This window comes from Streptomyces sp. NPDC052396, assembly GCF_044593195.1.
Lineage (GTDB): Bacteria > Actinomycetota > Actinomycetes > Streptomycetales > Streptomycetaceae > Streptomyces.
Window position 1 is genome coordinate 312286 of record NZ_JBIUAW010000008.1, and the last position, 25039, is coordinate 337324.

The 25039-nt window shown below is 72.3% G+C and carries 21 protein-coding genes, 1 tRNA gene and 1 pseudogene; 7 read left to right on the forward strand and 16 right to left on the reverse strand.

What is annotated here, in order from left to right:
* Position 1 precedes the first annotated feature (1 nt).
* Positions 2–199 (reverse strand): annotated as a pseudogene (locus ACIHFE_RS22950) (ferritin-like domain-containing protein); the annotation flags it as partial.
* Between the two features lie 271 nt (positions 200–470).
* Entirely contained in the window at positions 471–1520 is a 1050-nt protein-coding gene (locus tag ACIHFE_RS22955; RefSeq protein WP_400109095.1) for an LLM class F420-dependent oxidoreductase, read from the reverse strand.
* A 128-nt stretch (positions 1521–1648) separates the two neighbouring features.
* Here ACIHFE_RS22955 and ACIHFE_RS22960 point away from each other — a divergent pair, with 128 nt between their 5' ends.
* On the forward strand, positions 1649–2632 hold the full coding sequence (locus ACIHFE_RS22960; RefSeq protein WP_400109097.1) for an aldo/keto reductase: 984 nt from the start codon (positions 1649–1651) through the stop codon (positions 2630–2632).
* The gene (locus ACIHFE_RS22965; protein ID WP_400109098.1) at positions 2629–4635 is read left to right on the forward strand and encodes a helix-hairpin-helix domain-containing protein; all 2007 of its coding nucleotides are present in this window, start codon (positions 2629–2631) and stop codon (positions 4633–4635) included. The genes ACIHFE_RS22960 and ACIHFE_RS22965 overlap by 4 nt, the downstream gene beginning before the upstream one ends.
* Positions 4636–4662: 27 nt before the next feature.
* Here ACIHFE_RS22965 and ACIHFE_RS22970 read toward each other — a convergent pair whose 3' ends face one another.
* On the reverse strand, positions 4663–5430 hold the full coding sequence (locus tag ACIHFE_RS22970; protein WP_400109100.1) for a hypothetical protein: 768 nt from the start codon (positions 5428–5430) through the stop codon (positions 4663–4665).
* A 47-nt stretch (positions 5431–5477) separates the two neighbouring features.
* On the opposite strand from ACIHFE_RS22970, the gene ACIHFE_RS22975 reads away from it, so the two are divergent.
* Positions 5478–5666: a DUF5703 family protein gene (locus tag ACIHFE_RS22975; protein ID WP_400109102.1), complete on the forward strand. Its 189-nt coding sequence runs from the start codon at positions 5478–5480 to the stop codon at positions 5664–5666.
* A gap of 68 nt (positions 5667–5734) precedes the next feature.
* Here ACIHFE_RS22975 and ACIHFE_RS22980 read toward each other — a convergent pair whose 3' ends face one another.
* The 3 genes from ACIHFE_RS22980 to ACIHFE_RS22990 all read right to left on the reverse strand — a co-directional run bounded on the left by ACIHFE_RS22980 (position 5735) and on the right by ACIHFE_RS22990 (position 8474).
* Positions 5735–6577, reverse strand: coding sequence for a chaplin (locus tag ACIHFE_RS22980; protein ID WP_400109103.1), 843 nt, complete (start codon positions 6575–6577; stop codon positions 5735–5737).
* 186 nt (positions 6578–6763) lie between these two features.
* Positions 6764–6997 carry a chaplin ChpH gene (gene chpH / locus ACIHFE_RS22985; protein WP_400109105.1) on the reverse strand — a complete coding sequence of 78 codons (234 nt, stop codon included), beginning with the start codon at positions 6995–6997 and terminating at the stop codon, positions 6764–6766.
* A 142-nt stretch (positions 6998–7139) separates the two neighbouring features.
* Complete coding sequence (locus ACIHFE_RS22990; RefSeq protein WP_400109106.1) at positions 7140–8474, reverse strand: M20/M25/M40 family metallo-hydrolase; 1335 nt, start codon at positions 8472–8474, stop codon at positions 7140–7142.
* Positions 8475–8707: 233 nt separating this feature from the next.
* On the opposite strand from ACIHFE_RS22990, the gene ACIHFE_RS22995 reads away from it, so the two are divergent.
* Positions 8708–8795, forward strand: a tRNA-Leu gene (locus ACIHFE_RS22995).
* Between the two features lie 67 nt (positions 8796–8862).
* Here the strand turns inward: ACIHFE_RS22995 and ACIHFE_RS23000 are convergent.
* The 6 genes from ACIHFE_RS23000 to ACIHFE_RS23025 form a co-directional block, all read right to left on the reverse strand.
* The gene (locus tag ACIHFE_RS23000) at positions 8863–9816 is read right to left on the reverse strand and encodes an MsnO8 family LLM class oxidoreductase (RefSeq protein ID WP_400109107.1); all 954 of its coding nucleotides are present in this window, start codon (positions 9814–9816) and stop codon (positions 8863–8865) included.
* Positions 9816–11654 carry an ABC transporter ATP-binding protein gene (locus ACIHFE_RS23005; RefSeq protein ID WP_400109109.1) on the reverse strand — a complete coding sequence of 613 codons (1839 nt, stop codon included), beginning with the start codon at positions 11652–11654 and terminating at the stop codon, positions 9816–9818. The genes ACIHFE_RS23000 and ACIHFE_RS23005 overlap by 1 nt, the downstream gene beginning before the upstream one ends.
* Positions 11651–14863, reverse strand: coding sequence for a lantibiotic dehydratase (locus ACIHFE_RS23010; RefSeq protein ID WP_400109110.1), 3213 nt, complete (start codon positions 14861–14863; stop codon positions 11651–11653). The genes ACIHFE_RS23005 and ACIHFE_RS23010 overlap by 4 nt, the downstream gene beginning before the upstream one ends.
* Positions 14864–14921: 58 nt before the next feature.
* Positions 14922–16250, reverse strand: a complete 1329-nt coding sequence (locus ACIHFE_RS23015) for a lanthionine synthetase C family protein (RefSeq protein ID WP_400109112.1) — start codon at positions 16248–16250, stop codon at positions 14922–14924.
* Positions 16251–16381: 131 nt separating this feature from the next.
* On the reverse strand, positions 16382–16534 hold the full coding sequence (locus ACIHFE_RS23020) for an FDLD family class I lanthipeptide (protein ID WP_400109114.1): 153 nt from the start codon (positions 16532–16534) through the stop codon (positions 16382–16384).
* A gap of 689 nt (positions 16535–17223) precedes the next feature.
* Complete coding sequence (locus ACIHFE_RS23025) at positions 17224–17439, reverse strand: hypothetical protein (RefSeq protein WP_400109116.1); 216 nt, start codon at positions 17437–17439, stop codon at positions 17224–17226.
* 20 nt (positions 17440–17459) lie between these two features.
* Between ACIHFE_RS23025 and ACIHFE_RS23030 the strand changes: the two genes are divergently transcribed.
* Positions 17460–17792 (forward strand): hypothetical protein, encoded by a 333-nt coding sequence (locus ACIHFE_RS23030; RefSeq protein ID WP_400109118.1) that lies wholly within the window; start codon positions 17460–17462, stop codon positions 17790–17792.
* A gap of 179 nt (positions 17793–17971) precedes the next feature.
* Here the strand turns inward: ACIHFE_RS23030 and ACIHFE_RS23035 are convergent, their stop codons facing one another.
* Positions 17972–19537: an APC family permease gene (locus tag ACIHFE_RS23035; RefSeq protein WP_400109120.1), complete on the reverse strand. Its 1566-nt coding sequence runs from the start codon at positions 19535–19537 to the stop codon at positions 17972–17974.
* A 66-nt stretch (positions 19538–19603) separates the two neighbouring features.
* The gene (locus tag ACIHFE_RS23040) at positions 19604–20563 is read right to left on the reverse strand and encodes a hypothetical protein (protein ID WP_400109121.1); all 960 of its coding nucleotides are present in this window, start codon (positions 20561–20563) and stop codon (positions 19604–19606) included.
* A 290-nt stretch (positions 20564–20853) separates the two neighbouring features.
* Between ACIHFE_RS23040 and ACIHFE_RS23045 the strand changes: the two genes are divergently transcribed.
* Entirely contained in the window at positions 20854–21735 is an 882-nt protein-coding gene (locus tag ACIHFE_RS23045; protein WP_400109302.1) for a DMT family transporter, read from the forward strand.
* Positions 21736–21780: 45 nt separating this feature from the next.
* Complete coding sequence (locus ACIHFE_RS23050) at positions 21781–22320, forward strand: NUDIX hydrolase (RefSeq protein ID WP_400109123.1); 540 nt, start codon at positions 21781–21783, stop codon at positions 22318–22320.
* A gap of 168 nt (positions 22321–22488) precedes the next feature.
* On the opposite strand, the gene ACIHFE_RS23055 is transcribed toward ACIHFE_RS23050, so the two are convergent.
* Both ACIHFE_RS23055 and ACIHFE_RS23060 read right to left on the reverse strand, forming a co-directional pair.
* On the reverse strand, positions 22489–23409 hold the full coding sequence (locus ACIHFE_RS23055; RefSeq protein ID WP_400109124.1) for an NADP-dependent oxidoreductase: 921 nt from the start codon (positions 23407–23409) through the stop codon (positions 22489–22491).
* Positions 23410–23460: 51 nt separating this feature from the next.
* The gene (locus ACIHFE_RS23060; protein WP_400109126.1) at positions 23461–24945 is read right to left on the reverse strand and encodes an MFS transporter; all 1485 of its coding nucleotides are present in this window, start codon (positions 24943–24945) and stop codon (positions 23461–23463) included.
* Positions 24946–25039: the final 94 nt, after the last annotated feature.

Genomic DNA, 25039 nt, shown 5'->3' on the forward strand with positions numbered 1-25039 from the left:
TTCAGGCATACTCGGTGGCCGGCGTGCCCAGCGCGTCACGCCGGCCGGGCATCCGCAGGGTGGTCAACCGGCGCCGCCCGCCGAGCCGTTCATAGCCGTACGCGGTGTGGACGGCCGCCGCCAGGGCGGCGGACTTGGCCCTGGGCCGGCGCAGGATGCGGCCCATATGGGCCGGCACCGCCAGGCTGACGTCCCGGTACCGTGCCGGGCGACCCTGGGGGCGAGGTGGCGGTGCGCCGAGAGCATGGCCGTCACCTCCGTGGCCATCCAGTCAAGTGCGGGGGACGGGGGGCGCGCCTCCGGAGCGCGGGGGGCGCTCGGCCGAACGAAGGACAACGGCCGGTGGCTTGGGCCCCGTAACCGGGACCGTGGACGGGCCGTTGTGCTCGGTGTCGGCCGTGGCGGGGAAGACACCCCCGAGCCCCCACCACGGCCGCTGACTTGCCCCCCTCGGTCGATATGCCTTCCGGTTACGCCAGTCCGGCCAGCTCCAGCGCCTCCACTCCAGCGCGCAGGCCGGCGATGCGCTCGTCCAGGGTGAAGCCCGCCGGGTTCAGCGACAGGGTGGTCACGCCCGCCTCGGCGTAGGCGCGCATCCGGTCGGCGATGCGCTCGACCGGGCCGAGCAGCGAGGTGGAGTCGATCAGCTGGCGCGGTACGGCCGCGGCGGCGCCCGCCTTGTCGCCGGCGAGGTACTTCTGCTGGATCTCGGCGGCTTCCTTCTCATAACCCATGCGCTGGGCCAGCTTGTTGTAGAAGTTCTGCTTGGCGCTGCCCATGCCGCCCACATAGAGCGCGGTGTACGGGCGGAACATGTCGGCCAGCGCGTCCACGTCCTGGCCCAGGGCCAGCGGCACGGTGGGGACCACGTCGAAGCCGTCCAGTTCCTTGCCCGCCTTGGCGCGGCCGGCGCGCAGCGGGGCGAGGGTGGTCTCCTCGGCGTGCTCGGGGGCGTAGAAGAGGACCAGTGCGCCGTCGGCGATCTCGCCGGTCTGCTCCAGGTTCTTGGGGCCGATGGCGGCGATGTACAGCGGGATGTGCTCGCGCACCGGGTGCACGGTGAGCTTGATCGGCTTGCCGGGGCCACCGGGCAGCGGCAGCGTCCAGTGCTCGCCCTGGTGGGTCAGGCGCTCCCGGGACATGGCCTTGCGGACGATCTCCACATACTCCCGGGTGCGGGCCAGCGGCTTGTCGAACTTCACGCCGTACCAGCCCTCGGAGACCTGGGGGCCGGAGACGCCCAGGCCCAGGCGGAAGCGGCCGCCGGAGAGGGAGTCCAGGGTGGCGGCGGTCATCGCGGTCATGGCCGGGGTACGGGCCGGGATCTGGAAGATGGCGGAGCCGACGTCGATCCGCTCGGTCTGGGCGGCGACCCAGGACAGCACGGTGGGGGCGTCGGAGCCATAGGCCTCGGCCGCCCAGCACACGGCATACCCCAGGCGGTCGGCCTCGCGGGCGACGGCGAGATTGTCCGCGTCCATCCCGGCTCCCCAGTAGCCGAGGTTGATTCCGAGGCGCATCCGGTACCCCTTACTCATCAGTAACGTCGTCGTTCCGGGGACTCTAGCGCGCGGACCTGGGGTACGTCACCGGTCGGCCGCCGCATGGGCGTCCACGCCACCGACCCCGGCCAGTAGTCTCGACGGTCATGGAGCGAAGGCATCTCGGCCGCACCGGCCTGCGGGTATCCCGGCTCGGCCTCGGCACCCTCACCTGGGGCCGGGACACCGGGGAGCACGAGGCCGCCGAGCAGCTCAGAACCTTCCACGAGGCCGGCGGCACGCTGGTGGACACCGCCGATGTCTACGCCGGCGGCGGCGCCGAACTCCTGCTGGGACGGCTGCTGGACGCCGTGGCCCCGCGCCGGGAACTGGTGATCGCCACCAAGGCGGGCAGTGTGCTCGACCCCGCCCGGCGGGTGGACGGCTCCCGCGGCCACCTGCTGGCCGCACTGGACGCCTCCCTGGCCCGGCTGGGCACCGACCATGTGGACCTCTGGCAGCTGCACGCCTTCGACCCGGCCACCCCGCTGGAGGAGACCCTGCAGGCCCTGGACACCGCGGTGGCCAGCGGCCGGGCCCGCTATGCGGGGGTCTCCAACTTCTGCGGCTGGCAGCTCGCCAAGGCGGCCACCTGGCAGCTGGCCGCGCCGGGCGCCCGCACCCGGCTGGCCGGGACGCAGATGGAGTACTCGCTGCTCCAGCGCGGTATCGAGCGCGAGGTGCTGCCCGCCGCACTGGACCTGGGCATCGGTGTGCTCCCCTCCTCCCCGCTCGGCCGGGGCGTGCTCACCGGCAAGTACCGCCGCTCGACCCCGGACGGCTCCCGTGGCGCCTCCGCGCACCTGGCCCCGTTTGTCGCCCCGTACCTGGACGAGGCCGCCCGGCGGATCGTGGACGCCGTCGCCATAGCGGCCGACGGCCTGGCCACCACCCCGCTGGAGGTGGCCCTGGCCTGGGTCCGCGACCGGCCCGGAGTGACCGCCCCCGTGGTCGGGGCACGCACCGCCCAGCAGCTCAAGGCGGCGTTGTCAGTGGAGACCCTTACGCTTCCGGACGAGATCTGCCAGGCGCTCGACGATGTGTCGGCGCCCGTGCACCGCTATCCCGACCAGGACTGGAGCACGCTGTGACCGCGTCTTCCCGGGGGACCAACCCCGGATCCCCGGCCGACCACGACCCCGGCACGGCCGGCGACGAGCCCCGCGCGGCGGACACGCCGCCGGAGCCGGACGCGCCCGGGCCGGAGGACCGCCCCCAGCGGTCCGCCGTGGCCGAGGCGCTGGCCGCCGCGGTGCGGGCGGTGGAGAGCGGGGAACGGTCCGCGGCCTCGTTCTTCACCGCGCCGGCGCGCCCGGCCCCCACGCCCGCCCGGCCGGCCGCCCCGCCGCCGGTGGCCGGACCGGCCGCCGGACCGGCGCTGCCGGAGGCGGTGCTGACGGCCGGGCTGCCCGGCGTCCGCCAGGTGCTGGCCGCCGGCGGGGCCCCCGAGCAGCTCGCCGAGCAGGCGCTGACGGTGCTGGGCGAGCAGGCCGCCGAGGCACTGCGGGCCGACCCCTGGCAGCTGCTGGCCGTGCCCGGTGTCCGTCCCGAGCAGGCCGACGGCTTCGCCCGGGAGCTGCTGGGCGGCCAGTGCGGTCCCGGGGACGAGCGCCGCGCCCGGGCCCTGACCTGCTGGCTGCTGGAGCGGGCCGCCACCGCCGGGCACACCGTGCTGGAGTCGTCGGAGCTGCGCGGGGAACTGGCCCGCCGCGCGGTGCCCGACCCGGACGAGGCCCTGCACCGGGCCATCGCCGAGGGCACGGTGCTGGTCTTCCAGGAGGCCGGGGAGGACGCGCCGCAGGAGGCGGACGAACCGGCGCCGGTGACCGTGCTGCTGGGCCTGGACCGCTGTGCCATGGCCGAGGAGAGCCTGGCCGACTCGCTGCTGCGGCTGCTCACCACCTTTGCCGCACCGGAAGACCCGGGCTGGGCGGAGCAGGCCGCCGCCGCGCCGTCCCCGTCCGCCGCCGAGCTGATCCGCGCGGTGGCGGCCGCCGGCCTGGTGGCGCACAGCGGCGGGGAGACCGCCCGCGCCGAGCCCGCCGCCGTGGTCGCCGCGGCCCGGGCGCTGGGCCTGCGGGCCTGTGCCGCCGCGCACACCGAGGACGGGCGGCGGCGCCTGGCCGAGCTGGGCGCGGAAGACGCGGTCACCGTGGCGGGCCTGCTCTCCGGCCAGGAGGGCCCCGGCCGGGATGCCGAAGGCGCCCTCCAGCTGGACCTGCTGGCCGTCCTGGACGCCCCCCAGCTCGATGTGGAGACCGCGGCGGCCCTGCTGGAGTCGCTGGCCGACGGCACCCGGCTGGTGCTCAGCGGTGACCCGGCGGTCCTCCGGTCGGCCGGCCCGGGCCAGGTGTTCGCCGATCTACTGGCCTCCCGCGCCTGCCCGGTGGTGGTCTCCCGCACCCCCGACCCGGGCCCGGTCGGCGAACTGGTCTCCGGCATCGGAATCGGTGAGCTCAACCAGGTCGAGGCCCCCGGCAAGGAGGTGGTGATCACCCCGGTGCGGGACCCGGGCGAGGCGGTGCACCGCACCGTGCAGCTGGTCGCCGACTCGGTGCCACGGGCCATCGGGGTGCCCGCCGACCGCACCCAGGTGATCACCCCCGGCCATGGCGGCGCCGCCGGCACCCGGGCGCTGAACGCCGCGCTCAAGCAGCGCCTCAACCCGGGCCCGGGCCGCTTCGGCGGTTTCGACCCGGGTGACCGGATCGCCTATGTCCCGGCGCCCGGCCGGATGGTGCCCGGCACCGTGGTCTCCGCGGACGCCGAGGGGCTGCGGCTGGACTGCTCCGGTACCCCGGTGCTGGTCCCACCGGGCCGGGTGGCCGCCCAGGTGCGGCACGGCTGGGCGGTCACCGCCCATCAGGCGGCCGGCACCCGCTGGCCGGCGGTCGTGGTGGTGCTGCCGGGCGACGCCGCCCAGTCGCTGACCCGGTCCTGGGTCTACACCGCCTTCAGCCGGGGCGAACACCATCTGTCCGTGGTGCAGGGGGCGGGCCAGGCGCTGCCGCAGGCGGTGGCCCAGGCCCCGGTGCGGGACCGGACCACCCGGCTGTGCTCGCTGCTCCAGGCGCAGAGCCGCCCCGCCGGGTGATCCGGTGATCCGCCGCTCCGGGCCGGGTCAGGTGGCCCGGCCCGGAGCCCGGCCGTCCTCCTCCAGGTCGACGGCCTCCAGCTCGTCCAGGCCCTCGTCGTCCATCGGATCATCGAGGCCGTCGTCCCCGACGTCACCGTCGTCGTCGAGATCATCGAGCTCCTCAAGCTCCTCGTCGAAGACCGCGCTGACATCGAAGCGGCAGACCACCCGCTGCGGATCCGCCTGGTCGAACGGCGCCGCCAGCCACTCCCCCGGCTCGGCCAGCTCGTCCAGGGCCGCCACCCAGAGCGTGGAATCGCCCTCCTCCAGCCCGAACTCCTTGTGCCGGGAGGCGATTTCATCGGGTTCGTACTCACCGAAGAGCACCCCGAGCGCCGCGTGCAGACTGCTGCCGACCAGTCCGGTGCCGCCCCGGGCATCGGTGTCCAGGTCCGGGGCGTCCGGATCCAGGTCGGCCACCCGCTGGGCCTGCGCCAGCAGACGCTGGGGCTCGGCCACCGCATAGTCCCGGCGGATCAGCACGCTCAGCGCGCTGGGCTCCTCCGGACCCGCGTAGGCGGGCAGGGTGTCATCGCCGGGAATCTCGAACGGCGTGACCTCGTCATAGACGTCATAGAGCAGCTCGTCGTACGCCTCGGCTGCCGCGGCCAGCTCGTTGAACGCGGCGTAGACGGCCGGGTCCTCCTCTCCCGAACGGCGCTCGACGGCGTCCAGGTGGCGGTCCAGAGCGGCTTTGACCGCCTCGGCGGCGGCCCGTACCTCAGCGGCGGTTGGCTGCGCAGCATCAGACATAGTGCAGACGCTATCCGTACCGGGCCTGTTCCCGCACAATAGATGCGATGCCGGAATACGAATTCTGTGATGTGTATGTGCCGCGAGGGGTCTCCCGAGGTGCCGCCACACGCCTGCTGACCGACCACGCCGAGTACGGACACTGGGAGTTGGACCGCCTGCGCCTCTACCCCGACGGCAGTCGCAGAGTGCGGCTGAAGCGGCGCATCATCCGTCAACTGCGCCCCACCTGGTGAGCCCGGTGCGACATGACAGAGCGGGCCCCGCATCGGCGGGGCCCGCTCTGTACGACCTGGGGTAACGGTCAGTTCTGTCCGGCGCGCGTCCGGCGGTAGAGCATGGTGCCGCCGAGCAGCAGCCCGGCGCTGGCCGCGCCGGCCGCGCCCAGCCCGGCCGCACCGGTGTGGGCGAGCTGGGTGGCGCTGTCCACCTCGGGGGCCGCCGCGTGCTGGGCGGGGCGGTGCGCGTCCTTCACCTCGGTAACCGGCTGGGCGGGCCCGGCCGGGTTGTGGTGCACCGAGTGCTCGGCGGGCGGCGCGTGCTCACCCTGCGGCGGGTTGTGGTGCTGCGCGGGCGGGTTGTGCTGCCCGGGGTGGTGCTCGTCACCGTGGTCGCAGGGCGGCTGGTGCGGCTGCGGGTGCTCCGGTCCGCCGTGCTCCCGGTGGACGGTGTCACCGCCGTTGACGCAGTCGTTGCCCATCGCGGGGTTGCCGATGCCGACCACGTCCACGGACAGCCCGCAGGCGTTGACCGGAACGTCCACCGGCGCCTGCACCACATTGCCGGAGGCCACACCGGGCGAGCCCTCGGCCCGGCCCTCGGCCTGGTGCCCGGAGCTCCAGCCCCCCTCGTGACGGCCCTGGCCGCCGTGCCCGTGGTGCCCGTGCCGTCCATGGTGACGGCCCTCGGAACCGTTGGAACACTGGTTGCCCGAGGCCGGGTTGAGCAGGCCGACCACGTTCACGGTGTTACCGCAGACGTTCACCGGCACCTCGACCGGCACCTGGACGGTGTTCCCGGACCCGACGCCCGGCGAGTGCGAGGCGACGCCGTCGGCGCCGCTCGCGTACGCGTACCCCCCCGTGGCGGCGAGCACACTGCCCGCCGCGGCCACGGTCATCAGGCCCTTCTTGGTGACCTGTCGCATTGCTTTTGCCCCTCCTGTGCTGCTCTTGCCTATGGCTTGCCTAGCGGATTCCGCGCGGGCGCACAGCTCTGCGCGGGAAAGTTCAGTCGAATAGCCCGTCGGCCCCGGGGCGCCTCCCGCGCTCTCCGGAGCCGACCGGTCCACTTCCTCACCGAATCCGGAAGGGGAAATCGGCGAGGAGCGACGTCACTTGTTGACGCAGACGTTGCCAGTGGCGGGGTTCAGCAGACCGACGACGTTGATGGTGTTGCCGCAGACGTTCACCGGCACCTCGACCGGGACCTGGACAACGTTGCCCGAGACGACGCCGGGGGAGTTCACGGCAGCGCCCTGAGCACCCGAGTCGGCGGCGGCCAGCCCGGCGCCCGCGAGCAGCAGACCACCGGTGGCAGCCGCGGTGGCGACGACCTTCTTGAGCATGGGATTCCTCCTGGTTGGAAATGCGGTCCCAGCCGCGGACCGCACATCTGTAACGACAACAGGGAAACCCGGCTACGTAACCTTCAGCCCGTTCACTCTTTCCGGTGAGAGAAACATCAACAACGCACAAACCAGGGAGAGTTCAGCACTCGTCCAGGAAGCGATCGAGCACCCGCGCCCCGAATTTCAGACCGTCCACTGGTACGCGCTCGTCAACCCCGTGGAACATTCCGGCGAAGTCCAGCTCCGGCGGCAGCTTCAGTGGGGCGAACCCGAAGCCGCGGATGCCCAGGTCGTCGAAGGACTTGGCGTCGGTGCCGCCGGAGAGCATGTACGGCACCGCCCGCGCCACCGGGTCCTCGGCCCGCAGCGCGGTCTGCATCGCGGCGACCAGGTCTCCGTCGAAGCCGGTCTCCAGCGCCTTGTCGGCGTGCACATCCTCGCGCCTGACCCGCGGCCCCAGGATCCGGTCCAGGTCGGCCAGGAACTCCTCCTCGTAGCCCGGCAGGAAGCGCCCGTCCACATGCGCGGTGGCCTGACCCGGGATCACATTGACCTTGTAACCGGAGCCCAGCATGGTCGGGTTGGCGGTGTTGCGGAGCGTGGCTCCGATGATCTTCGCTATCCCGCCGAGCTTGGCCAGGGTGGCCTCCATGTCGTCCGGGTCCAGCGGGGTGCCCAGGGCATCGGACAGCTCGTCCAGGAAGGACCGCACGGTCTTGGTCACCCGGACCGGGAACTGGTGCCGGCCCAGCCGCGCCACCGCCTCGCACAGCTCGGTGATGGCGTTGTCGGTGTTGGTCATCGAGCCATGGCCGGCGGTGCCGTCCACGGTCAGCCGCATCCAGTGCATGCCCTTCTGGGCGGTCTCGATCAGATACAGCCGCAGGTTCTCGTTGACGGTGAAGGAGAAGCCGCCCACCTCGCTGATCGCCTCGGTGACCCCCTCGAACAGCTCGGGGTGCCGGTCCACCAGGAAGCGGGCGCCATAGGTGCCGCCGGCCTCCTCATCCGCCAGGAAGGCCACCACCACATCACGCGGCGGCTTGCGGCCGGAGCGCAGCCGGTCGCGGATCACGGCCAGCGTCATGGCGTCCATGTCCTTCATGTCCACCGCGCCGCGTCCCCACAGACAGCCGTCGGCGATCTCGCCGGCGAAGGGGTCGTAGGTCCAGTCGGCGGCGTTGGCCGGGACCACATCGGTGTGCCCGTGGATCAGCAGGGCCGGCCGGGACGGATCCTCTCCCTCGATCCGGGCCACCGTGGAGGCCCTGCCCGGGTGCGACTCGAAGATCCGCGGCTCCAGGCCCACCTCGGCCAGCTTCTCCGCCACATACTCGGCGGCCGCCCGCTCACCCGGCCCGGAGTGGTCGCCGTAGTTGCTGGTGTCGATCCGGATCAGGTCCCGGCACAGCTCCACGACCTCGTCCTCGGCACCGGGGTGCACTCCCCCGCGCGCCGGACTCGACTCACTCACGCCTGCCTCCTCCTTGCTCGTGCCTGCTCGGCGCCACCGCCCCCTTCCCCCGGGCCGGCGGCTCCCCGCCATCCTCCCCCTCCGGCGGCCGGCGCCCAAGGCCGCAACATTGCCGTCACATACCCGCCAAGGTCCGGCATCGGCCCAGCTCTCCGGGGTGATCGAGCACCGTTGGATGTTTGGTATTGTTTTCCATGTCGCCGCGGGGAACACCCCGCCGAGACAGACACCTGGTCCGGGTGGCGGAATGGCAGACGCGCTAGCTTGAGGTGCTAGTGCCCTTTATCGGGCGTGGGGGTTCAAGTCCCCCCTCGGACACCAGTGAAGACCCCTGTTCATCAGGGGTCTTCTGCGTTTCCGGGCGCTGGTGTGAAGGCCCGGCCCGGGGTCAGGAACAGCCGGTGGCCGGGACCATGGCGCGGACCAGTTCGAAGAGCCGGATCCTGCGGCCGAGGTCGGGGCAGAAGGCGGTGACCGCGAGTTCGTCGGGGGCGTAGGCCGTGGTCAGGGCGGTGAGCCGCTCGGCCACCTCGGCGGGGACCCCGGCCAGCAGGGACATATCGCCCGGGGCCGCGTCCGGCGAGGACATGGACGGCGCCAGGGTGTGGAGCTCGTCCCAGGACGGAAGGGTCCTGCGGCCCGACGCGGTGGCGGCCCAGGCGAGGCCGGAGCGCATGAGGTGGACGTCCCGCGGGTCGTCCGCGCAGGCCACCCGAACGGCGATGGCGACGCGCGGGGCGGCCCCGAGCGGGCCCGGGCGGAAGTGCTCCCGGTACAGCTCGACGATCTCCGGCCGCGGGGTGCCATGGGCGAACTGCGCCAGGCAGAACGGCAGTCCATGGCGGGCGGCGAGGTACGCCCCGCCGGGGCCGGCGCCGGTCAGCCACAGCTGCGGCGGCGCGGAGTCGGGCAGCAGGTCCGTCCCGGCCGTGACATGGGCCAGCAGTTGTTCGATCTTCTCCTCGTATGGGGCCTCGCCCTCCCGCGCGAGCAGCCGGGTGACCGCCTCGGCGGCGCCGGGGCCGCGGCCGATGCCAAGGTCGATCCGCCCGGGGTAGAGCCGTTCCAGCAGATTGAAGGTGGTCGCCACCTTCAATGGCGCGTAGTGCGGCAGCAGTACCGAGGCGGTGCCCACCCGGATGGTGCCGGTCGCGGCCGCGGCGGCGCTGACCAGCACCTCGGGAGAACCGCAGCCGCTGGTCGCGCCGTGATGTTCGGCGACCCAGAACCGGTCGTAGCCCAGGCGCTCCGCCGCCACGGCCAGCCGGACCGATTCCCTGGCGGCGCCGGCCGGGCCGGTCGCACCGTAGACGAGCACCTGGTCGAACGCGGTGAGTTTCATCATCGGGCTCCCGTCCCGGCTCCGGTCGCCGGTTCATAGCCGGCGGCCTGCGCCCGGTACATCCGCGCGTACAGGCCGCCGAGGCTCATCAGCTCCTGGTGGTCACCGTCCTCGACCAGCCGGCCGTGGTCGAAGACCAGCACCCGGTCCGCGCGGAGCACGGACGAGAAGCGGTGGGCGATCAGCAGCGAAACCCGGCCGGGCGAGGCCGCGGTCAGGGTGTTGAGCAGCTCCGCCTCGGTGAGGGTGTCCAGGGCGGCGGTCGGCTCGTCCATGACCCGCACGCTGGCCGAGCGCACCAGGCTCCGGGCGATGGCCAGGCGCTGCCACTGGCCGCCGGAGAACTCCACGCCGCCGGTGAACAGCTTCCCGGCCTGGGTCCGGTAGCCCTGTGGGAGGGCGGTGATGTGCTCGTGCATCGCCACCTCACGGGCCGCGTCCTCGACCCGGCCGGTGTCCTGTCCGTCCTCGTGCACCATGCCGAGCGAGATGTTCTCGCCCACCGAGAGCTGGTACTCGACGTAGTTCTGGAAGACATAGGAGAACCGGTCGCGCAGGCTGTCCAGCCGGAAGCCGGTGAGCGGCGCGCCGTCGACGGTGATCTGGCCCTCGGTCGGCTCGTAGAGGCGGCCGAGGAGCTTGCCGAGGGTGGACTTCCCCGCGCCGTTCAGGCCGACGATCGCCGTCACCTGCCCGGGCTTCAGCGTGAACGAGACCTTGTCCAGAGCGCGTCGCTCGCTGCCGGGGTAGCTGAAGGACACCTCATGGAACTCGATGCCGCTGCTGATCTCCTGGGGGAAGGCCAGCTCCCCCTGCGGGAGTGGTGTGTGCCGGATCGCCAGGAACTCATTGACGTTGCGCAGGTAGAGCTGGTTGACATACATCCCGGACAGCGAACCGAAGAGCTGCTGCATGCTGGCCTGCAGCATGCTGATCGCCTGGATCACCGCCAGCAGACCCGCCACATGCCGGGTGTCGGTGCTCACCAGGATCGCCGTGGCCTGCGCGGAGACGGTCAGCACCGCGGTCAGGATCACCAGGGGGACGGAGAGGCGGAAGTTCCGGTTCGCCAGCCGCAGGTCCGCGCCGACGATCCGGGCCAGCAGCTGCCGGTGGTTGGTGAGGACCACCGGGGCGAGCCGGAAGGCCAGCACCTCCTTCATCGAGTTCGGCTGTGAGGCCAGGTGCTGCCAGTAGGTGAGCCGGCGCCGCTCCTCGGAGCGGCCGTGCTCCAGCGCATGGGTGCGGCGGCCCTGCAGCATCTGCGCGACCACCGTGGGGAACGGGGCGAGCATGGCCAGCAGCGCGACCCGGTAGTCCAGGGTCCACAGGATCGCGCCGACCGAGGTGAAGGTGACCATCGGGGTCGCCGCCTGCACCACCTGGGAGAGCATCATCCCGGGCCGGAACCCCACCTCCCGGACGGCCCGTTGCAGCGAGTCCTGCACGCTCGGGTCCTCCACCTGGGAGAGCGTGAACAGACTCGCGCGGCTGATGATTTCGTCGGACAGGTGGGCCGAGAGCTTGCTCTGGCAGCGCTGCATGGCCCGGCTCTGCAGCAGGGTCAGCAGCTGTGAGCCGAGGCCCAGCAGGCCCAGCAGGGCCACGTAGTACAGGATGTTCCGGACCTGTGCGTGCGAGCCGCCGGCCGCACGCAGCAGGGCGGCCGCGAAGTCCGCCGTGAGCTTGACCTGGGCGGCCGGCAGGATGCCGACGATCAGCGAGATCAGGACCACCTGAGCGGTTCCGGCGCGGTCGCAGCGCCAGGACTGGCCCAGCACCGCCAGGCCCGGCTTCGGCGCGGCCGCCATCCGCCGGAGCCGGGAGCCGGGGCTCACCGGGGTTTCCTCGCCGCTGCCGCGCCCTGGGTCGCGGCGGCCCGGTCGAGCAGACGGCGCCACATGCCGTAGGCGGTTTCCTCCTGCGCACCGCGCAGGCCCATCCGATTGCAGTGCATATGGAACAGGCTGCCGAGGATGGACCGCTGGTCCGACCAGAGTTCGCCGGCCTCGGCGAGTCCGGCGGCCCTGGCGGTGTATCCGGCCCCCGCCAACCGCCATGCGCTGCTGACCTGTTGGAGTGCCGCGGCCTCGCCGCCGGGCGCGGTGTAGCCCTGCCAGAGCCGACCGGCGACGGCCCGGTACTCCGTGCCACCGGCCCGGGAGCCGGCCGTCGACCGCACCAGATCGTGCCGCTCGCCGAAGTCGGGGACCAGCACCCGGCCGATGGCCTCCAGACTGAGCACGGTCAGGGCGGTCCGGTCCAGCGGGGACTCGCCCGCCGGGGCCGGCGCGGCGAGGTGCCGCAGCAGGGACAGGGTCGCGGCGCTGTCCGCGCGGAACAGCTCCTCGGCGGTGTCGATCAGGTCGGGACCGCCGTAGCGCTCGACCTCACGGCGGTAGGTCGCGAAGGCGACGTCCAGGATCCGGCCCTCGACGGTGAGGCCATGGGCCCACTGCGCGACCTCGGCCAGCAGTCCGGCGGACCGGGCCGGATCGGCTGCCCGGAAGCGCAGCCGCAGATGCGGAGCGGGATCGCCGTACCGGAGGTAGAAGGGGTGGCCGGCGAGCCGGCGGTCGGCGAGCGAGCGCGTCAGCGCCGTCACCTCCTCGACCAGGAAGGCGTCCTGCGCGTCGGGCTCCATATACAGCTTGGCGTAGACCCACTCCCCGCCGACCGGCCGCGACCGCTCGGCCTCGGTGATCCGCCGGCGTGCGACGGCCGCCGCCCGGGGGGCCGGTGCCTGCCGCGCGCTCACCACGGGGACCACGACCTCCGCGACAAAGGGCGCACCGGCCGTGTCCCGCAGGAAGCCGTCCTCGGGCCCCGGCAGCGCCTCCTCGATCCGCAGGACAAAGGCCGTGGCGTCCCGGGCGGCGGCCAGCCGCAGCTCCTCCAGCGAGGGGGCACTGTCCAGGTCGAGCAGGATGGTGTTGTCGCCCTGGGTGAGAAAGGCGAGACGCGGCACATTCCACTGCTCGCGCCAGGCCGCGACGGCCGCGGTGAAGGCTTCCGGCGAGCCGGTACAGCCGGCCGGCAGCCCGGAGGCGGAGAGCAGCCAGCGCGCCCGCCTCAGCACCAGGTTCCGCCGGACGACCCGGGGCAGGAACGGCATGCTGTGGGCCAGGGTGCCCCAGTCGAACGACGAGACGCCTCGGAAGGCCGCCGCGGAGACGTCGGTCAGGAAGCGGCAGACGTTCGGCGCCATCAGCGGGTTGAGCATGGTGTGCTGGGTGATGTGCAGATCGCATCCGAGGACCGGGCTGTGCAGGTACAGCCGTCCCTGGCGCACCCCGATGACCACGTCCTCGAGCGCGACCACCTCATGCGCGGGCCGCCCCGGTGCCACATTGACCGGCAGCTCCAACGTCCGTACCGCCGGACGGACCGAGACATTCGCGGCCCGGGCCTTCTCCGGCAGGTAGGTGAGTTCCACCACCGCGACCCCGGGCAGCAGCGCCGCCTCGGCTTCGGCCAGCTCCCGCAGGCCCTGGCGTCCCTCGGAGCCGAGCAGGTCGTGGAACCGGGCGAAGGTCCGGCCGCCATGCGCCACCGCGGTGTCGGTGACCACACCGCGCCAGCCGCACCCCGGTGCCGTCGGCGGTATCAGCTGCAGGTGCACATCGACCGCGGGCGTCAGGGGCCGGTTGTCGTGACTCGTCAGCTCGGCGATCCACCGCTCGTCGAGGATCGCCTCGAGACTGCCACGGCTGAGTGCGTCGGCGACGAGCCGCTCCAGGACCGCGTCCCGGTCCTCCCTGCCCCGGTCACGCGTGGTCGCGGGCTGCAACTCAAAGGACCGCGGCGGGCTTTGATAACCGGTCGGCGCACCGAGGCCGGTCTCCTCGGACAGCACCTCCAGGACCGGCACCTCCGCCTGTGCGCCATAGCGCTCGGTGAACGCCGTCGCGTAGTCGCGCAGCGATGACGGGTACCGGTAGACGCCGCCCACCGTGGTCAGGATGTCGGCGGTCTCCTCCGCCAGCGTCTTCACCTCGGCCGGCAGGACGGGCGGGGCGGGGAGATCCAGCCGGGCGTCGATCCGCAGCAGGGGTCCGCCGTAGTCCCCGCTCACCTGCCCTGCCAGCGGGGCGATCTCCTCCTGGAGCGCCTCCAGGGCGGTCACCTCGCCGGTCTTGTTGAACGCGGTCATCGCGGATTCGGCGGATTTCAGTGCGGCGATCGCTTCGCTGTCGTAGGCGGTCGCCAGCTGGGCGGAGAGCGGCGGCTGCGCCGAGCTCTCCAGCAGGGCCGGCCGGCGCGCGGTGATCAGGAAGTCCAGCTCGACCAGCCGGCCGAGAAGCGCGGTGACCTTGTCCGCCGGGACCCCCGGATACCGCCGCCCCAGTTCGTCCCGCAGTTCACCGAAGGTCTTCGGGGTGCGGGCCGACTCCAGGACCGCCTGGACGGCCGGGGTCCAGCGGACGGAGGCCGAGCGGCGCGATCCCTCGCCGTAGGCATCGGCCGTGGGCAGCCAGACCCTGCCCCGGCCGCGATGGATCAAGTCATTGGCGCGCAGCTCCAGTTCGGGCCGGATCCGCGGTGTGTCGGTGACCGCCTTGAACAGGTGCAGCACCCAGCCCATGTCCGGTCTGGCCACGGCGGTGCTGATCGCGGGGACGCCCAGCCGGGCGGGCGGCGCGGCGGCGCCCTGTTCGGGGAACGTGCCCAGGGCGACACCGGCCACGGTGCCCAGCGGGGTCGGCCGCACGCTCATCCGGTTGAGGTACCGGCCCAGGCTCATCATCGCGCGCCGCCGGTCCCGGTCCGAGAGCGTGTCGATGCCCGCCACGGCCCGGGCCAGGTCCGGTGCCGCGGTTGAGATCGCCGAGCGGACCCCGGGCCTTGCCCACAGCTCCAGCAGCCCCTTCAGATAGCCGGCCTCCCACTCCGCCGGGTCCGTGCCGGCCGGCCCCGAGGTGGCCAGCAGGTCCGTCAGGCCCCTAGTCGGCAGGCCCGGCGCGCGCAGCAGGAAGAAATCCCGTGCGATGTGGTTCCGGCTTCTCTCCGGCTTCGGGTCGTCGCTCTCGGGCTTCCGACGGATCACGCTGATTCCTTACTGTGCTTGTGCAAGGCGTTACGACGTACGTCAGTTGGGGTCGCGGTCAGGCCGGGGTGAGGAAGAAGATCTCGTCCCACCCGGCCGCCTGCGGCGAGAGCGCCCCGCAGAGCGCGAGCAGCACGCCGGCCGCGCCATTGAGGAATCCCGGGTCATCAACGCGTTGACCCCGCTCGGGCTCGTCCGCCACCAGGTAGGGACGGTCCTCGTCCACCAGCGACAGCACGGCGGACAGCGAGTCCTCGGCCATGGTGCGGAAGGACGCCAAGCCCGTTGCCGCGTAGGCGCGTTGATAGACGGTCAGCAGTCCGGCGTGTCCGTGGCAGAGGTTGGGCGCGAAGATGAACCGCTCGGCCGGAGCCCAGTCCACCACCCGCTGCAATGCCCCGACCGCCGTCTCCTCAAGGCCGTTGTCGCCCAGGACCTTGGCCGCGCTCAGCAGGGAGATGCCGATTCCCGGAGCTCCATAGCACCAGGCCGCGCGCGCGGACCGCCGGCCGGCCGGGGTGACGGGCCGTCCCGTCCCCTCCTCGGCCTGGAGGAAACTGGGCCAGGCGGCTCCGGGCAGGTCGTCCGCGAGGCGGTGCCGGACCAGCCAGGCCGTGGTCCGCGCGAGACCTTCGGCGGGAGCGGAGCCTCCGATCCCGGCGGCGGCCGCGGCGCACAGCGCCGAGATGATGCCGGGCAGGCCGTGTGCGAAGCCCAGGTTGTACAGCCCGTGCGGGTTCTGCTCCTTGAACCCGGGATGGGCCGGGTAGTGGTGCGGCGGCGTGAACCAGCCGACCCGCTGCCGGCTGTCCGGCTCGGTCACGCTCAGGAGATATTCCGTCAGCTGCTCGGCCGCGGTGTGGACCGGGTCGCCGGGTGTGGACTCCAGGGCCACGCAGAGCCTGGCCGCGGCGGCCAGTTGACCGGCGGCGCCGGCGACGACGTCGAAATCGCGTTCCGGCAGGCCCTCCCCGGGCTCCCGGCGCGGCTCGGCCGCGATCTGCTCACCGAGCCGGTCGGCGATCCGGCGCAGCGACGGCAGATACCGGGGGTCGTGCGCCGAGAAGTCGAGCAGGACACTCGCGAAACCCGCGGTGCCGGTGTAGAGGCCGGCCCCGGACAGTGGCTTTTCCACGGTGGCCTGTGCGGATCGGCGGAGCAGGGCCTGGCCTGCGTCAATCAGCGCCGGCTCGGCCAGCACTCTTCCGGCATGCAACAGCGACAGCGCGATCCCCGGGTAGCCGGTGGCCAGGCTCGCCTCGTCCGGCATGGACTCGCGCCCCGTCCGCTCGCCGGCCTCTCCGGCCTCACCGGCCAACACCGCCAGCCGGCCGGCCATGGCCCGGGCCACCTCGGCGGTCCTCGCATCGAACTCCAGCACAGCCACCGCGGACTCCCCCAGACTCACATCAGTACATGGCTCACACTCCGAACGGCGTGCCGGCCCGGCTGCCGTCCGTTTCGCGGGAAGCTCCCGGCGCGAAAGCGCCGGGAGCCGTCAGACCGAGCGCCGGTCGGTTACCCGCAAAGGTTGTACGGAAGGGTGGTCAGCGGGCAGCACTGGGAGCCCCCGCAGGACCAGCAGGTGGTACCGATGCTCGCGAAACCATCCGGCGTGGCCTGCTGCGGGGCAACAGCCACGCGGACATCGAGGTCGAAGTCCTTCTCCATTTTTACCTCCACTGTGAATCCATGTTTTCCGCTCCCCCGGCCGGGCCCCAACGAATTCAGCAAGCGGGAGCGGCTCCGGACGAATTCTTAGCACGCCATTCGAAGGCGATGGCCGGTTACAGCGATCAATTCCGGCCAACGGAAGCGTGATCGTGGGCCACAGCCGCATGGACCGTGCTGGTCAGATCACCGGCGAACAGGGCGGCTCAAGCCGCCAGGATGGCCGATCTCAGTATTGCCACCGGCTGGAACACACCCCGCGAGATGTCCATCTTCAATGCGTTCGGCACACCTTGAATAATTCAGCCACATTACGGCGATCATCCGCTAATGCATGGTGTTGATCAAGCTTCTGCAAACTGCCGGGCCGCCTGCGGCGCCAGAACTCGGCAGCTCGACGGGGGCGGACGAGGAGAGGGACACCAGGCGCCGCCGACCCGGGGCCGCTCGGCCGGAAACAGCCGAGGGGGCCAAGTGACACAAGACATTCCGGAATTCACGCGACAGTACAGTCGAATTTCGGCCTTGATCCGATACTTTGAACGTAGATACAGTCACGATCAAGCGCAGGGAAAGCGTCACGGGGGACGCGAATTACGCCTGGCCGCCAGGCCTGTGTTTCCCGTGCGTGCAGTCACCGCAGATTCACCTTTCCCTGAGCCGCCGAATCCGGCGAAAGAGCGGTGAATTCAGACCGGCATGCTCGGCGCCGTGGGCGGGGAGCCCTGCTTCCCTCTCCTCCATACCAAGTGGTGGTAATCGGTGCCGGGACGCCCTATTTCGTGGTCCTGCCGGATCCGGAATCCGCGGCCACGGCGGCCGGCCGGCTTCCGCCGGGCGCTGCGCAGGTCATCACCCACCGGTCCGGCCGGCTGGGCGAGCACCGCGTACTCCAGGCCGAACACGGTGACACCCGGCTGGTGCGGTGCTCGGTGACCGCCACCGGCCGCCAGGGTCCGTTGACCAGCAGCACCGGGACCGGCTGGGCACCGCCTGGGCCGGCAGCTTCCCTCTGATCGCCCTGGCCGGCGGCCGGCTGCACATCCAGGGCAACGTGTCCGGACTGCGCCGGGTCTTCCAGGGGCGCCTCGGCGGCCTGACCTCCGCCGCCGACCGGTCCGCACCGGCCCTGAGCCCGCTTCCCGCCGTTCCTCACCCGCTGACGGACCGGACGTCATGGCGCAATGTCTCGGCGGTCCCGCCGGGCTCGCGTCCAACGCCCTCCCCGGACGGGCGGCGCCAGACCATGGCCCGCTGATGGCAGGCCCTCGAACCGGTGCTCTCCCTGAGCCCGCGGTGTGCTTCCGGCCAGGGCCGTCTGCCGCGTTCGCCGGCCACGGTGGCTGTGCCGGGTCCGCGGCAGCCTGCCCGAGTGGACTGCCGGGGTGCGGGCCCGTCCGCCGTTCAGCGCTCATGCCTGGGCGCGGGCATCCCGCCTCAGGCGGGGTTCCCCGGTTCTCCGGGCGCGCTGCCCCGGCCCGGCCCGGCCTTCTCGGCCAGTGCCTTCGCCAGCTGGAACGCCTCGTTCCCCTGGCCGATCCGGGCATGGACCTCCGGCCGCAGGATCTTCAGGGCCACTCCCAGCGCCAGCCCGGCCAGCAGTGCCGCGCCCACGATGCCGGGCAGCAGCCAGCGCAGCGGGGAGGCGGCGTCCGAGCCCACCAGGAGGTGGAAGTCCCGGACGGTGAGAACGCCGATCACGCTCAGCGCCAGTCCGGCCGTGCCGGAGGCCGCCAGGCGCCAGCCCTGGGCGCGGGCGGCGCCACGGCGGACAAAGAAGACGATCACCGCCGCGGAGGCGGCCGTCATCAGCACGATCACGCCCAGCGCGCTCACATTGCCCAGCCAGGTGGACAGCCGCAGCACCGGCGCCGTGGGGTCCCCGGCGGGCCGGTCGTCGGTGACCGCGAACGCCCCGATCACCAGCAGCGCCACCGCGCTCTGCAGCAGCGAGCCGTACGCGGGCGCCCCGCTGGCGCGCGAGGTGCGGCCGACCGCGGCGGGCAGCAGGCCCTCCCGTCCCATGGCGAAGGCATAGCGGGCCACCACATTGTGGAAGCTGAGCATGGCGGCGAACATCCCGGTGACATAGAAGACGTGCATCACCTCGGTGAAGGCGCCGCCCAGCCGGTCCTCGGTGAGGGCGAACAGCAGGTTGGGCCCTTCCTTGAGGGAGAGCGCGGAGACCTGTCCGGGCCCGGCGGCCACGCTGATCGCCCAGGCGCTGAGCGCGAAGAAGACCGCGACAAAGACCACCGCGAGATAGGTGACCCGGGCCACCACGACCTGCGGCCGGCTGGTCTCCTCCGAGTAGACGGCGGCCTGTTCGAAGCCGACGAAGGAGGCGACGGTGCCGCAGAAGGCCGTACCCAGCCCGGGTCCGGAGAGGGTGGCCGGATCGAAGGCGTGCGGGGACACCCCTTCCGGGCCCGGCGAGCCGATTCCCGCCATGTCGAAGGCGAGCACCATCACCACCTCGATAAGCAGCAGCACCCCCAGTACCCGCACATTGATGTCGATCTTCAGCCAGCCGAGTACGCCCACCACGGCGGCCGCCAGTAGCGCCGGTATCCACCAGGAGACGGTCAACTCCAGGTGTTTGCGGAGCAGTCCGGACAGTTCGAAGCCGAACAGGCCGTAGATACAGCACTGCATCGAGCTGTAGGAGACCAGCGCCACCACCGAGGAGGCGGCGCCGGCCGTGCCGCCCAGGCCGCGGGCGATATAGGCGCAGAACGCACCGGCATTGTGCACATGCCGGCTCATCTCCGCGTATCCGGTGCTGAACAGCAGCAGCACCACTCCGAGGAGCACATAGAGCAGCGGCTGGCCCACGACTCCCAGCACCCCGAAGGTGATCGGCATACCGCCGGTGGTCACCATCAGCGGGGCGCTGGCGGCGACCACCGACATCAGCAGCCCGGCGACCCCGATGCGGTCGGCGCGCAGTCTGCCGCCCTGTCCCTTGAAGGTGCTGATCTCATCCGTGGTGCCTGTTGCCATGACTGGTTCGTCCTTCCGTACAGGCCGTAAGGGGATACGGGGGAAGCGGCTGGGCGGTGCCCGGTCTCATCCGGTGCCGAAGAGCAGGCGGCGTGCCGCCCGCAGGGCCTGGCGCGGGTCCCGGTCGGGATAGCTCCAGGGGGCCGGGGTGACATACGGGCCGATGCGGCCCAGCAGGGCCGCCGCCTCGGCCGGCCGGCCCTCGTGCAGCTTGGCGTGCGCCAGATAGTTGAGGTCGATCTTGCGGCGGGGGTGGCAGGCGCCGTCATCGGCGTCCTCGTCCCACTCCAGCCACCAGTCGAAGGCGGCCTTCATCACCTGGCGGGCCCGCTGGGTGGTCCAGTGCCCGGAGGCGGTGGGGTCGCGGTCGGCCAGTCCGGCCCGGGCCAGCACCCGGTAGCGCTCGGCGTGCGCCACCACCGGCAGCACCGCCAACGCCGAGTCGGCGGGCGCCTGTTCGGCCGCCCAGGCGGCGAAGTCATAGACCTCGTGCAACGGGTCGTCGCGGTCGTCCCGCTGGTGTTCGGCCAGGCAGGCGGCCATCAGATGGTGGGCGTGATGGTGGTCCGGGTGCCGGGCGCGCACCTGGTCGAAGGCGCGGGCCCGCTCGTCGTCGGTGCCGGTGCCCCTGGCCAGGAGGAGCAGGGCCAGCCAGGGTGTGGGGTCGCGCGGGGCCAGCTGGGCGGCGGCCAGACAGCGGGCCCGGGCCGCCTCCGGCGGGTCCTGGCCGCGCAGCGCCCGGAAGACGGTGCCGCAGGCCAGCAGGGTGGCGGCGGCGGAGCTGTCCGGCTCGGCCAGCTGCCACTCCCGGGCCCAGGCCACACTGGTGCGGACCTCGCCGAGCACGGCCAGCCGGTGGCCGCGGCGGTCCCAGTCCTCACCGGTTTCGGCCAGCAGCCGGCGGGCGTCGCTCCAGCGTCCCTTGTGCAGGGCGTCGCGGGCGGCGACCAGGGGCAGATCGTCCAGCGCGGGGTCGAAGCTCGGTTCGCCCTTGCGCCGGGGCCGGCCCAAGGGCGGAGGCGTCATCGGAAAAGGGGCCCTTCACGGCATGCGTCCCTGACGGGCGCCGTACCGGGGCGTCCGTGCGACCGGTGGTGCGATCGGGCCTCATGCCGCGATCACGCACAGCAAAGCGGTAGTCACAGCTTCGCGTCAAGGCCGGTCCCCCACGCCACTCCGGCACCTCGGTGGCGGTGCCGCTTTTGCCTGGGTGAACGTCCGAAAGACGGGTACTCGTCCGTCACACAGCCCACCGGGCGGCTATCGTTTTTGTGTCAAGTCTCCGACGACCAGCCGGTCTTGAGGTGCGCGACGTGATGGTCTTCGCCTTCGCCGTGAGCGCGGCGTGTTGCCTGGGTGTCGGCTTCGTTCTCCAGCAGAACGCCGCACAACGGGCCCCGATGAGCGACTTCCTCTCGCTCCGGCTGCTGCTCGACCTGGTGCGGATGCCGCGCTGGGTGGCGGGCATCGCGCTGATGGTGTGCGGCATGGTGCTGGGCGCCATCGCCCTGGGCCAGGGCGAGGTCTCCCTGGTGGAGCCACTGCTGGCGACCAATCTGCTGTTCGCCATGGCCCTCTCGCGCTGGCAGACCAAACAGCCGCTGGGCCGCACCGGCTGGGGCGGCCTCTGGCTGCTGGCGGGCGGGGTGACCGCCTTTATCGTGGCCGGCCGGCCGCACGGCGGCAGCTCGGTCACCGATCCGCTGCGGCACTGGCTGATCATCGGCGTGATGGTGGGCCTGGCCATGCTGCTGACCGCGCTGGCCAAGCGGCTGCGGATGAGCGCCGAGGCGGCCCTGCTGGCGGTGGCCGCCGGGCTGCTGTACGGGGTGCAGGACGCGCTCACCCGGGTCAGCGGCGAACGCTTCCGGCACGGCGGCTGGGGCACCTTCATCACCAGCTGGCAGCCGTATGGGGTGCTGGTCATCGGCGTCACGGCGCTGGTGCTGGTGCAGAGCGCCTTTGAGACGGCGCCGCTGCGGATGTCGCTGCCCGCGCTGACCGCCGCCCAGCCGCTGGCGGGCATCGCCTGCGGCGTGGGCTTCCTGGGCGACCAGCTGCGCACCACTCCGGCGGCGCTGGCCTGGCAGGCGGCCGGAATGGTGGCCATTGTGGTGGGCATTGTGCTGATCGGCCGCCATCCGGCCATGCCGTCCGGGGTGGCCGAGGCGCGGGTGCACGACCTCCAGCCCCACTGACCGGTACGGCTGCCGGGGCGGGCCTGCTGCTGTTGGAATGACCCCATGAGCGATCAGACCGAACAACCGGGCCTGTCCGCCGACGAGGTGCTGGACATCGTGGACGAGCACGACCGGGTGGTGGGCCAGGCGCCACGCGCCGAGGCGTACGCCCGCCGGCTGCGCCACCGCTGTGCCTTTGTACTGGTCCGGGACGCCGAGGACCGGATCTTCGTGCACCGGCGCACCGCGCGGAAGCTGGTCTTCCCCTCCCACTACGACATGTTCGTCGGCGGGGTGCTGGGCACCGGCGAGTCCTATGACATGGCGGCCCTGCGCGAGGCCGGCGAGGAACTCGGCGTCACCGGCCTCCCGGTGCCCACGCCGCTGTTCCGCTTTCTGTACGAGACGCCGGAGCACAGCTGGTGGTCCGGCGTCTACGAGGTGCGCTGCGAGCTTCCGGTACGGCCGCAGGCCGAGGAGGTGGCCTGGCATGCGTTCCTCTCCGAGGAGGAGCTGGAACGGCGGCTGGCGGAGTGGCCCTGGGTGCCGGATGGGTACGAGGCGTTCCGGCTCCTGCGGGAGTGGTACGCGGCTCGCGGCTGAGCGGGGCCGTCGCGGTGCGGCCGGATGCGTTTCGGCTGCGGGTCGTCCATGGCTGGTCGCGCCACGCGGCGGAGCCGCATGGCGCGACCGCCCCGCGCCCCTTACGGGGCGCCCCCGGTAGCGCGAAGCCGCGCCCGGCGCACGGACGCGGCTCGGACCCCTCAGGCCCTACGGCTTCAGGATCAGCTTCCCCCGGGTGTGTCCCTCCGCGCTGCGCCGCTGGGCGTCCGCGGCTCGTTCCAGGGGGAAGACCTCGGCCACCTCGACGTCGAACACGCCGAGGTCGGCCAGTTCGGCGAGGGTGGACAGCTGGGCGGCGTCCGGGCGTACCCAGAGCAGGCGGCCGCCGAGGCGGGCCACCTCCGGGTCCGCGATGGACACCAGCCGGGCGCCGGCGGCGGTCACATCCGGTGAGGTCCGGATGGTCCCGCCGCCGACCAGGTCCAGTACCGCGGTCACGCCCTCGGGCGCCAGCGCCCGGACCCGTTCGGCCAGGCCGTCCCCGTAGACCACCGGTTCGGCGCCCAGCGAGCGCAGATAGTCGTGGTTGCGCTCGCCGGCCGTGCCGATGACCCGGGCGCCGAAGTGCCGGGCCAGCTGGACGGCCATCGAGCCCACCCCGCCGGCGGCGGCGTGCACCAGCACGGTGTCGCCCTCGCCGGCGTCGACGGCGCGCAGCGCCTGGTAGGCGGTCAGCCCGGCCAGCGGGATGCCGGCCGCCTGCTCGAAGGACAGCCGCCGCGGTTTGCGGGCCAGGGTTCGTACCGGTGCGGCGACATACTCGGCGTAGGTGCCCCGGGACAGGAAGTCCTCCCGGGCATAGCCCATGACCTCGTCGCCGACCTGGAATCCGGGCACATCCGCGCCCAGCCGCACCACCACTCCGGACACGTCCCAGCCGGGCACCACCGGGAAGACGGCGGGGATCATCCCGTCCAGATAGCCGGCCTGGGCCTTCCAGTCGACCGGGTTCACCCCGGCGGCCTTGACCTGGATCAGTACGGCGTCCGGGCCGATCACCGGCTCGGGCAGCTCGCCGTACTCCAGGACCTCCGGTCCGCCGTAGGCGCGGTAGCTGACCGCCTTCATAGCAAGCTCCTCAGGTCGGCGGGTGGGGCGGGTGGTGCGGGTGGTGTGGGGTTACGCGGCCGTTTTCTCAGCGTCCGCCGCGGTCGCCGAGCCCGCCACCGCGGGCGTGTGCAGGGTGTGGATCCGGCGCAGACCCAGCGCGGCCACCACCGAGACCAGCGCGAAGGCGATGCCGGCGATCACAAAGGTGAGGCTGAACTGGCTCTCCGCGGGCAGCTTGGGCGCGCCCGGCGGCAGGTGCTCGATGCTCTTGGAGGCCAGCACCGTGGTGATCATCGCGGAGCCGATGGCGCTGCCGGTGGAGCGGGAGATGGAGTTGATGCCGTTGGCGATGCCGGTCTGGTGGTGCGGGACGCTGCCGACGATCACGGCCGGCATGGCCGCGTAGCCGAAGCTGATGCCCGCGCCGACCAGCATTCCGGCGACGATCACGGCCAAGGTGTGCTTGTGGTCGGCCACGATCCAGGCGAAGCCGGCGGTGCCGATGACCGAGGCCAGCAGCAGCACCAGGCGCGGGCCCTTGGCGCGCACCAGGCGGCCGCCGATGGGCGCGGCCAGCAGCGAGACCAGGGTGCTGGGCAGCAGGTACTCCACGGAGGCGCGCAGCACGGTGGCGTCGAAGCCATAGCCGGCGATCTTCGAGGGCATCTGCACCAGGTAGGAGACGCCGATGAACAGGGCGAAGGAGCCGAAGCCCACCAGCAGGCCGGCCAGGTTGGCGAAGAGCACCGGGCCGTGGACGAACATCTTCATGTCCACCAGCGGCTCGCGGACCTTGTTCTCCACCACGGTCCACACCGCGGCCATCACCACGGCCCCGATGAAGCAGCCGAGGGTACGGGCCGAGGACCAGCCCCACTCATGCCCCTGGGTGATCGGCAGCAACAGCAGCACCAGGGTGGCGGCCAGGCTGAGCGCACCCAGCACATCGGTGCGTCCGCCGGTGGTCTCCTTGGTGGCCGGCACCAGGAAGGCCACCGCCACCAGCGCCAGCGCGGCCAGGCCGGTGGCCAGCCAGAAGGCGCTGCGGTAGTCGGGGTGGTCGCCCGAGGTGAGCAGGCCGGTGGCGACCAGCGCCAGGCCGCTGCCGAAGGCGAGGGTGCCGCTGACCATGGCCATGGCGCCGGGCAGCTTGGCCGGGCGGACCTCCTCGCGCAGCACGGACAGCGCCAGCGGGAAGATGGCGGTGGCGGCGCCCTGCAGCACCCGGCCGACGATCAGCCACAGCAGCGAGTGGGTCACGGCTGCCAGCACCGAGCCGGCGACCATCACCACCAGCACGCCCACCAGCGTCTTCTTCTTGCCGTGCTGGTCACCGAAGCGGCCCAGCAGCGGGGTGAACACGGCGGCGGAGAGCAGGGTGGCGGTGGTGACCCAGCTGACATTGGCGGAGCTGGTGCCCAGGTCGCGCTGGATCAGGCCCAGGATCGGCACCACCAGGGTCTGCATCATCGAGACGACCATGGCCGCCAGGCTCAGGGCGAAGACGATGACCGTCTCGTTCCCCGATTTGGAAACGGGTGCTTGGGACGTCATGGGACGGGGTTCCTCCGAGGTTGCTTCACGACATTGATGCTTGAGGCCATCAAGCAACTGGGTAAAACTAGCCCCGAATACTTCAGGTAGTCAA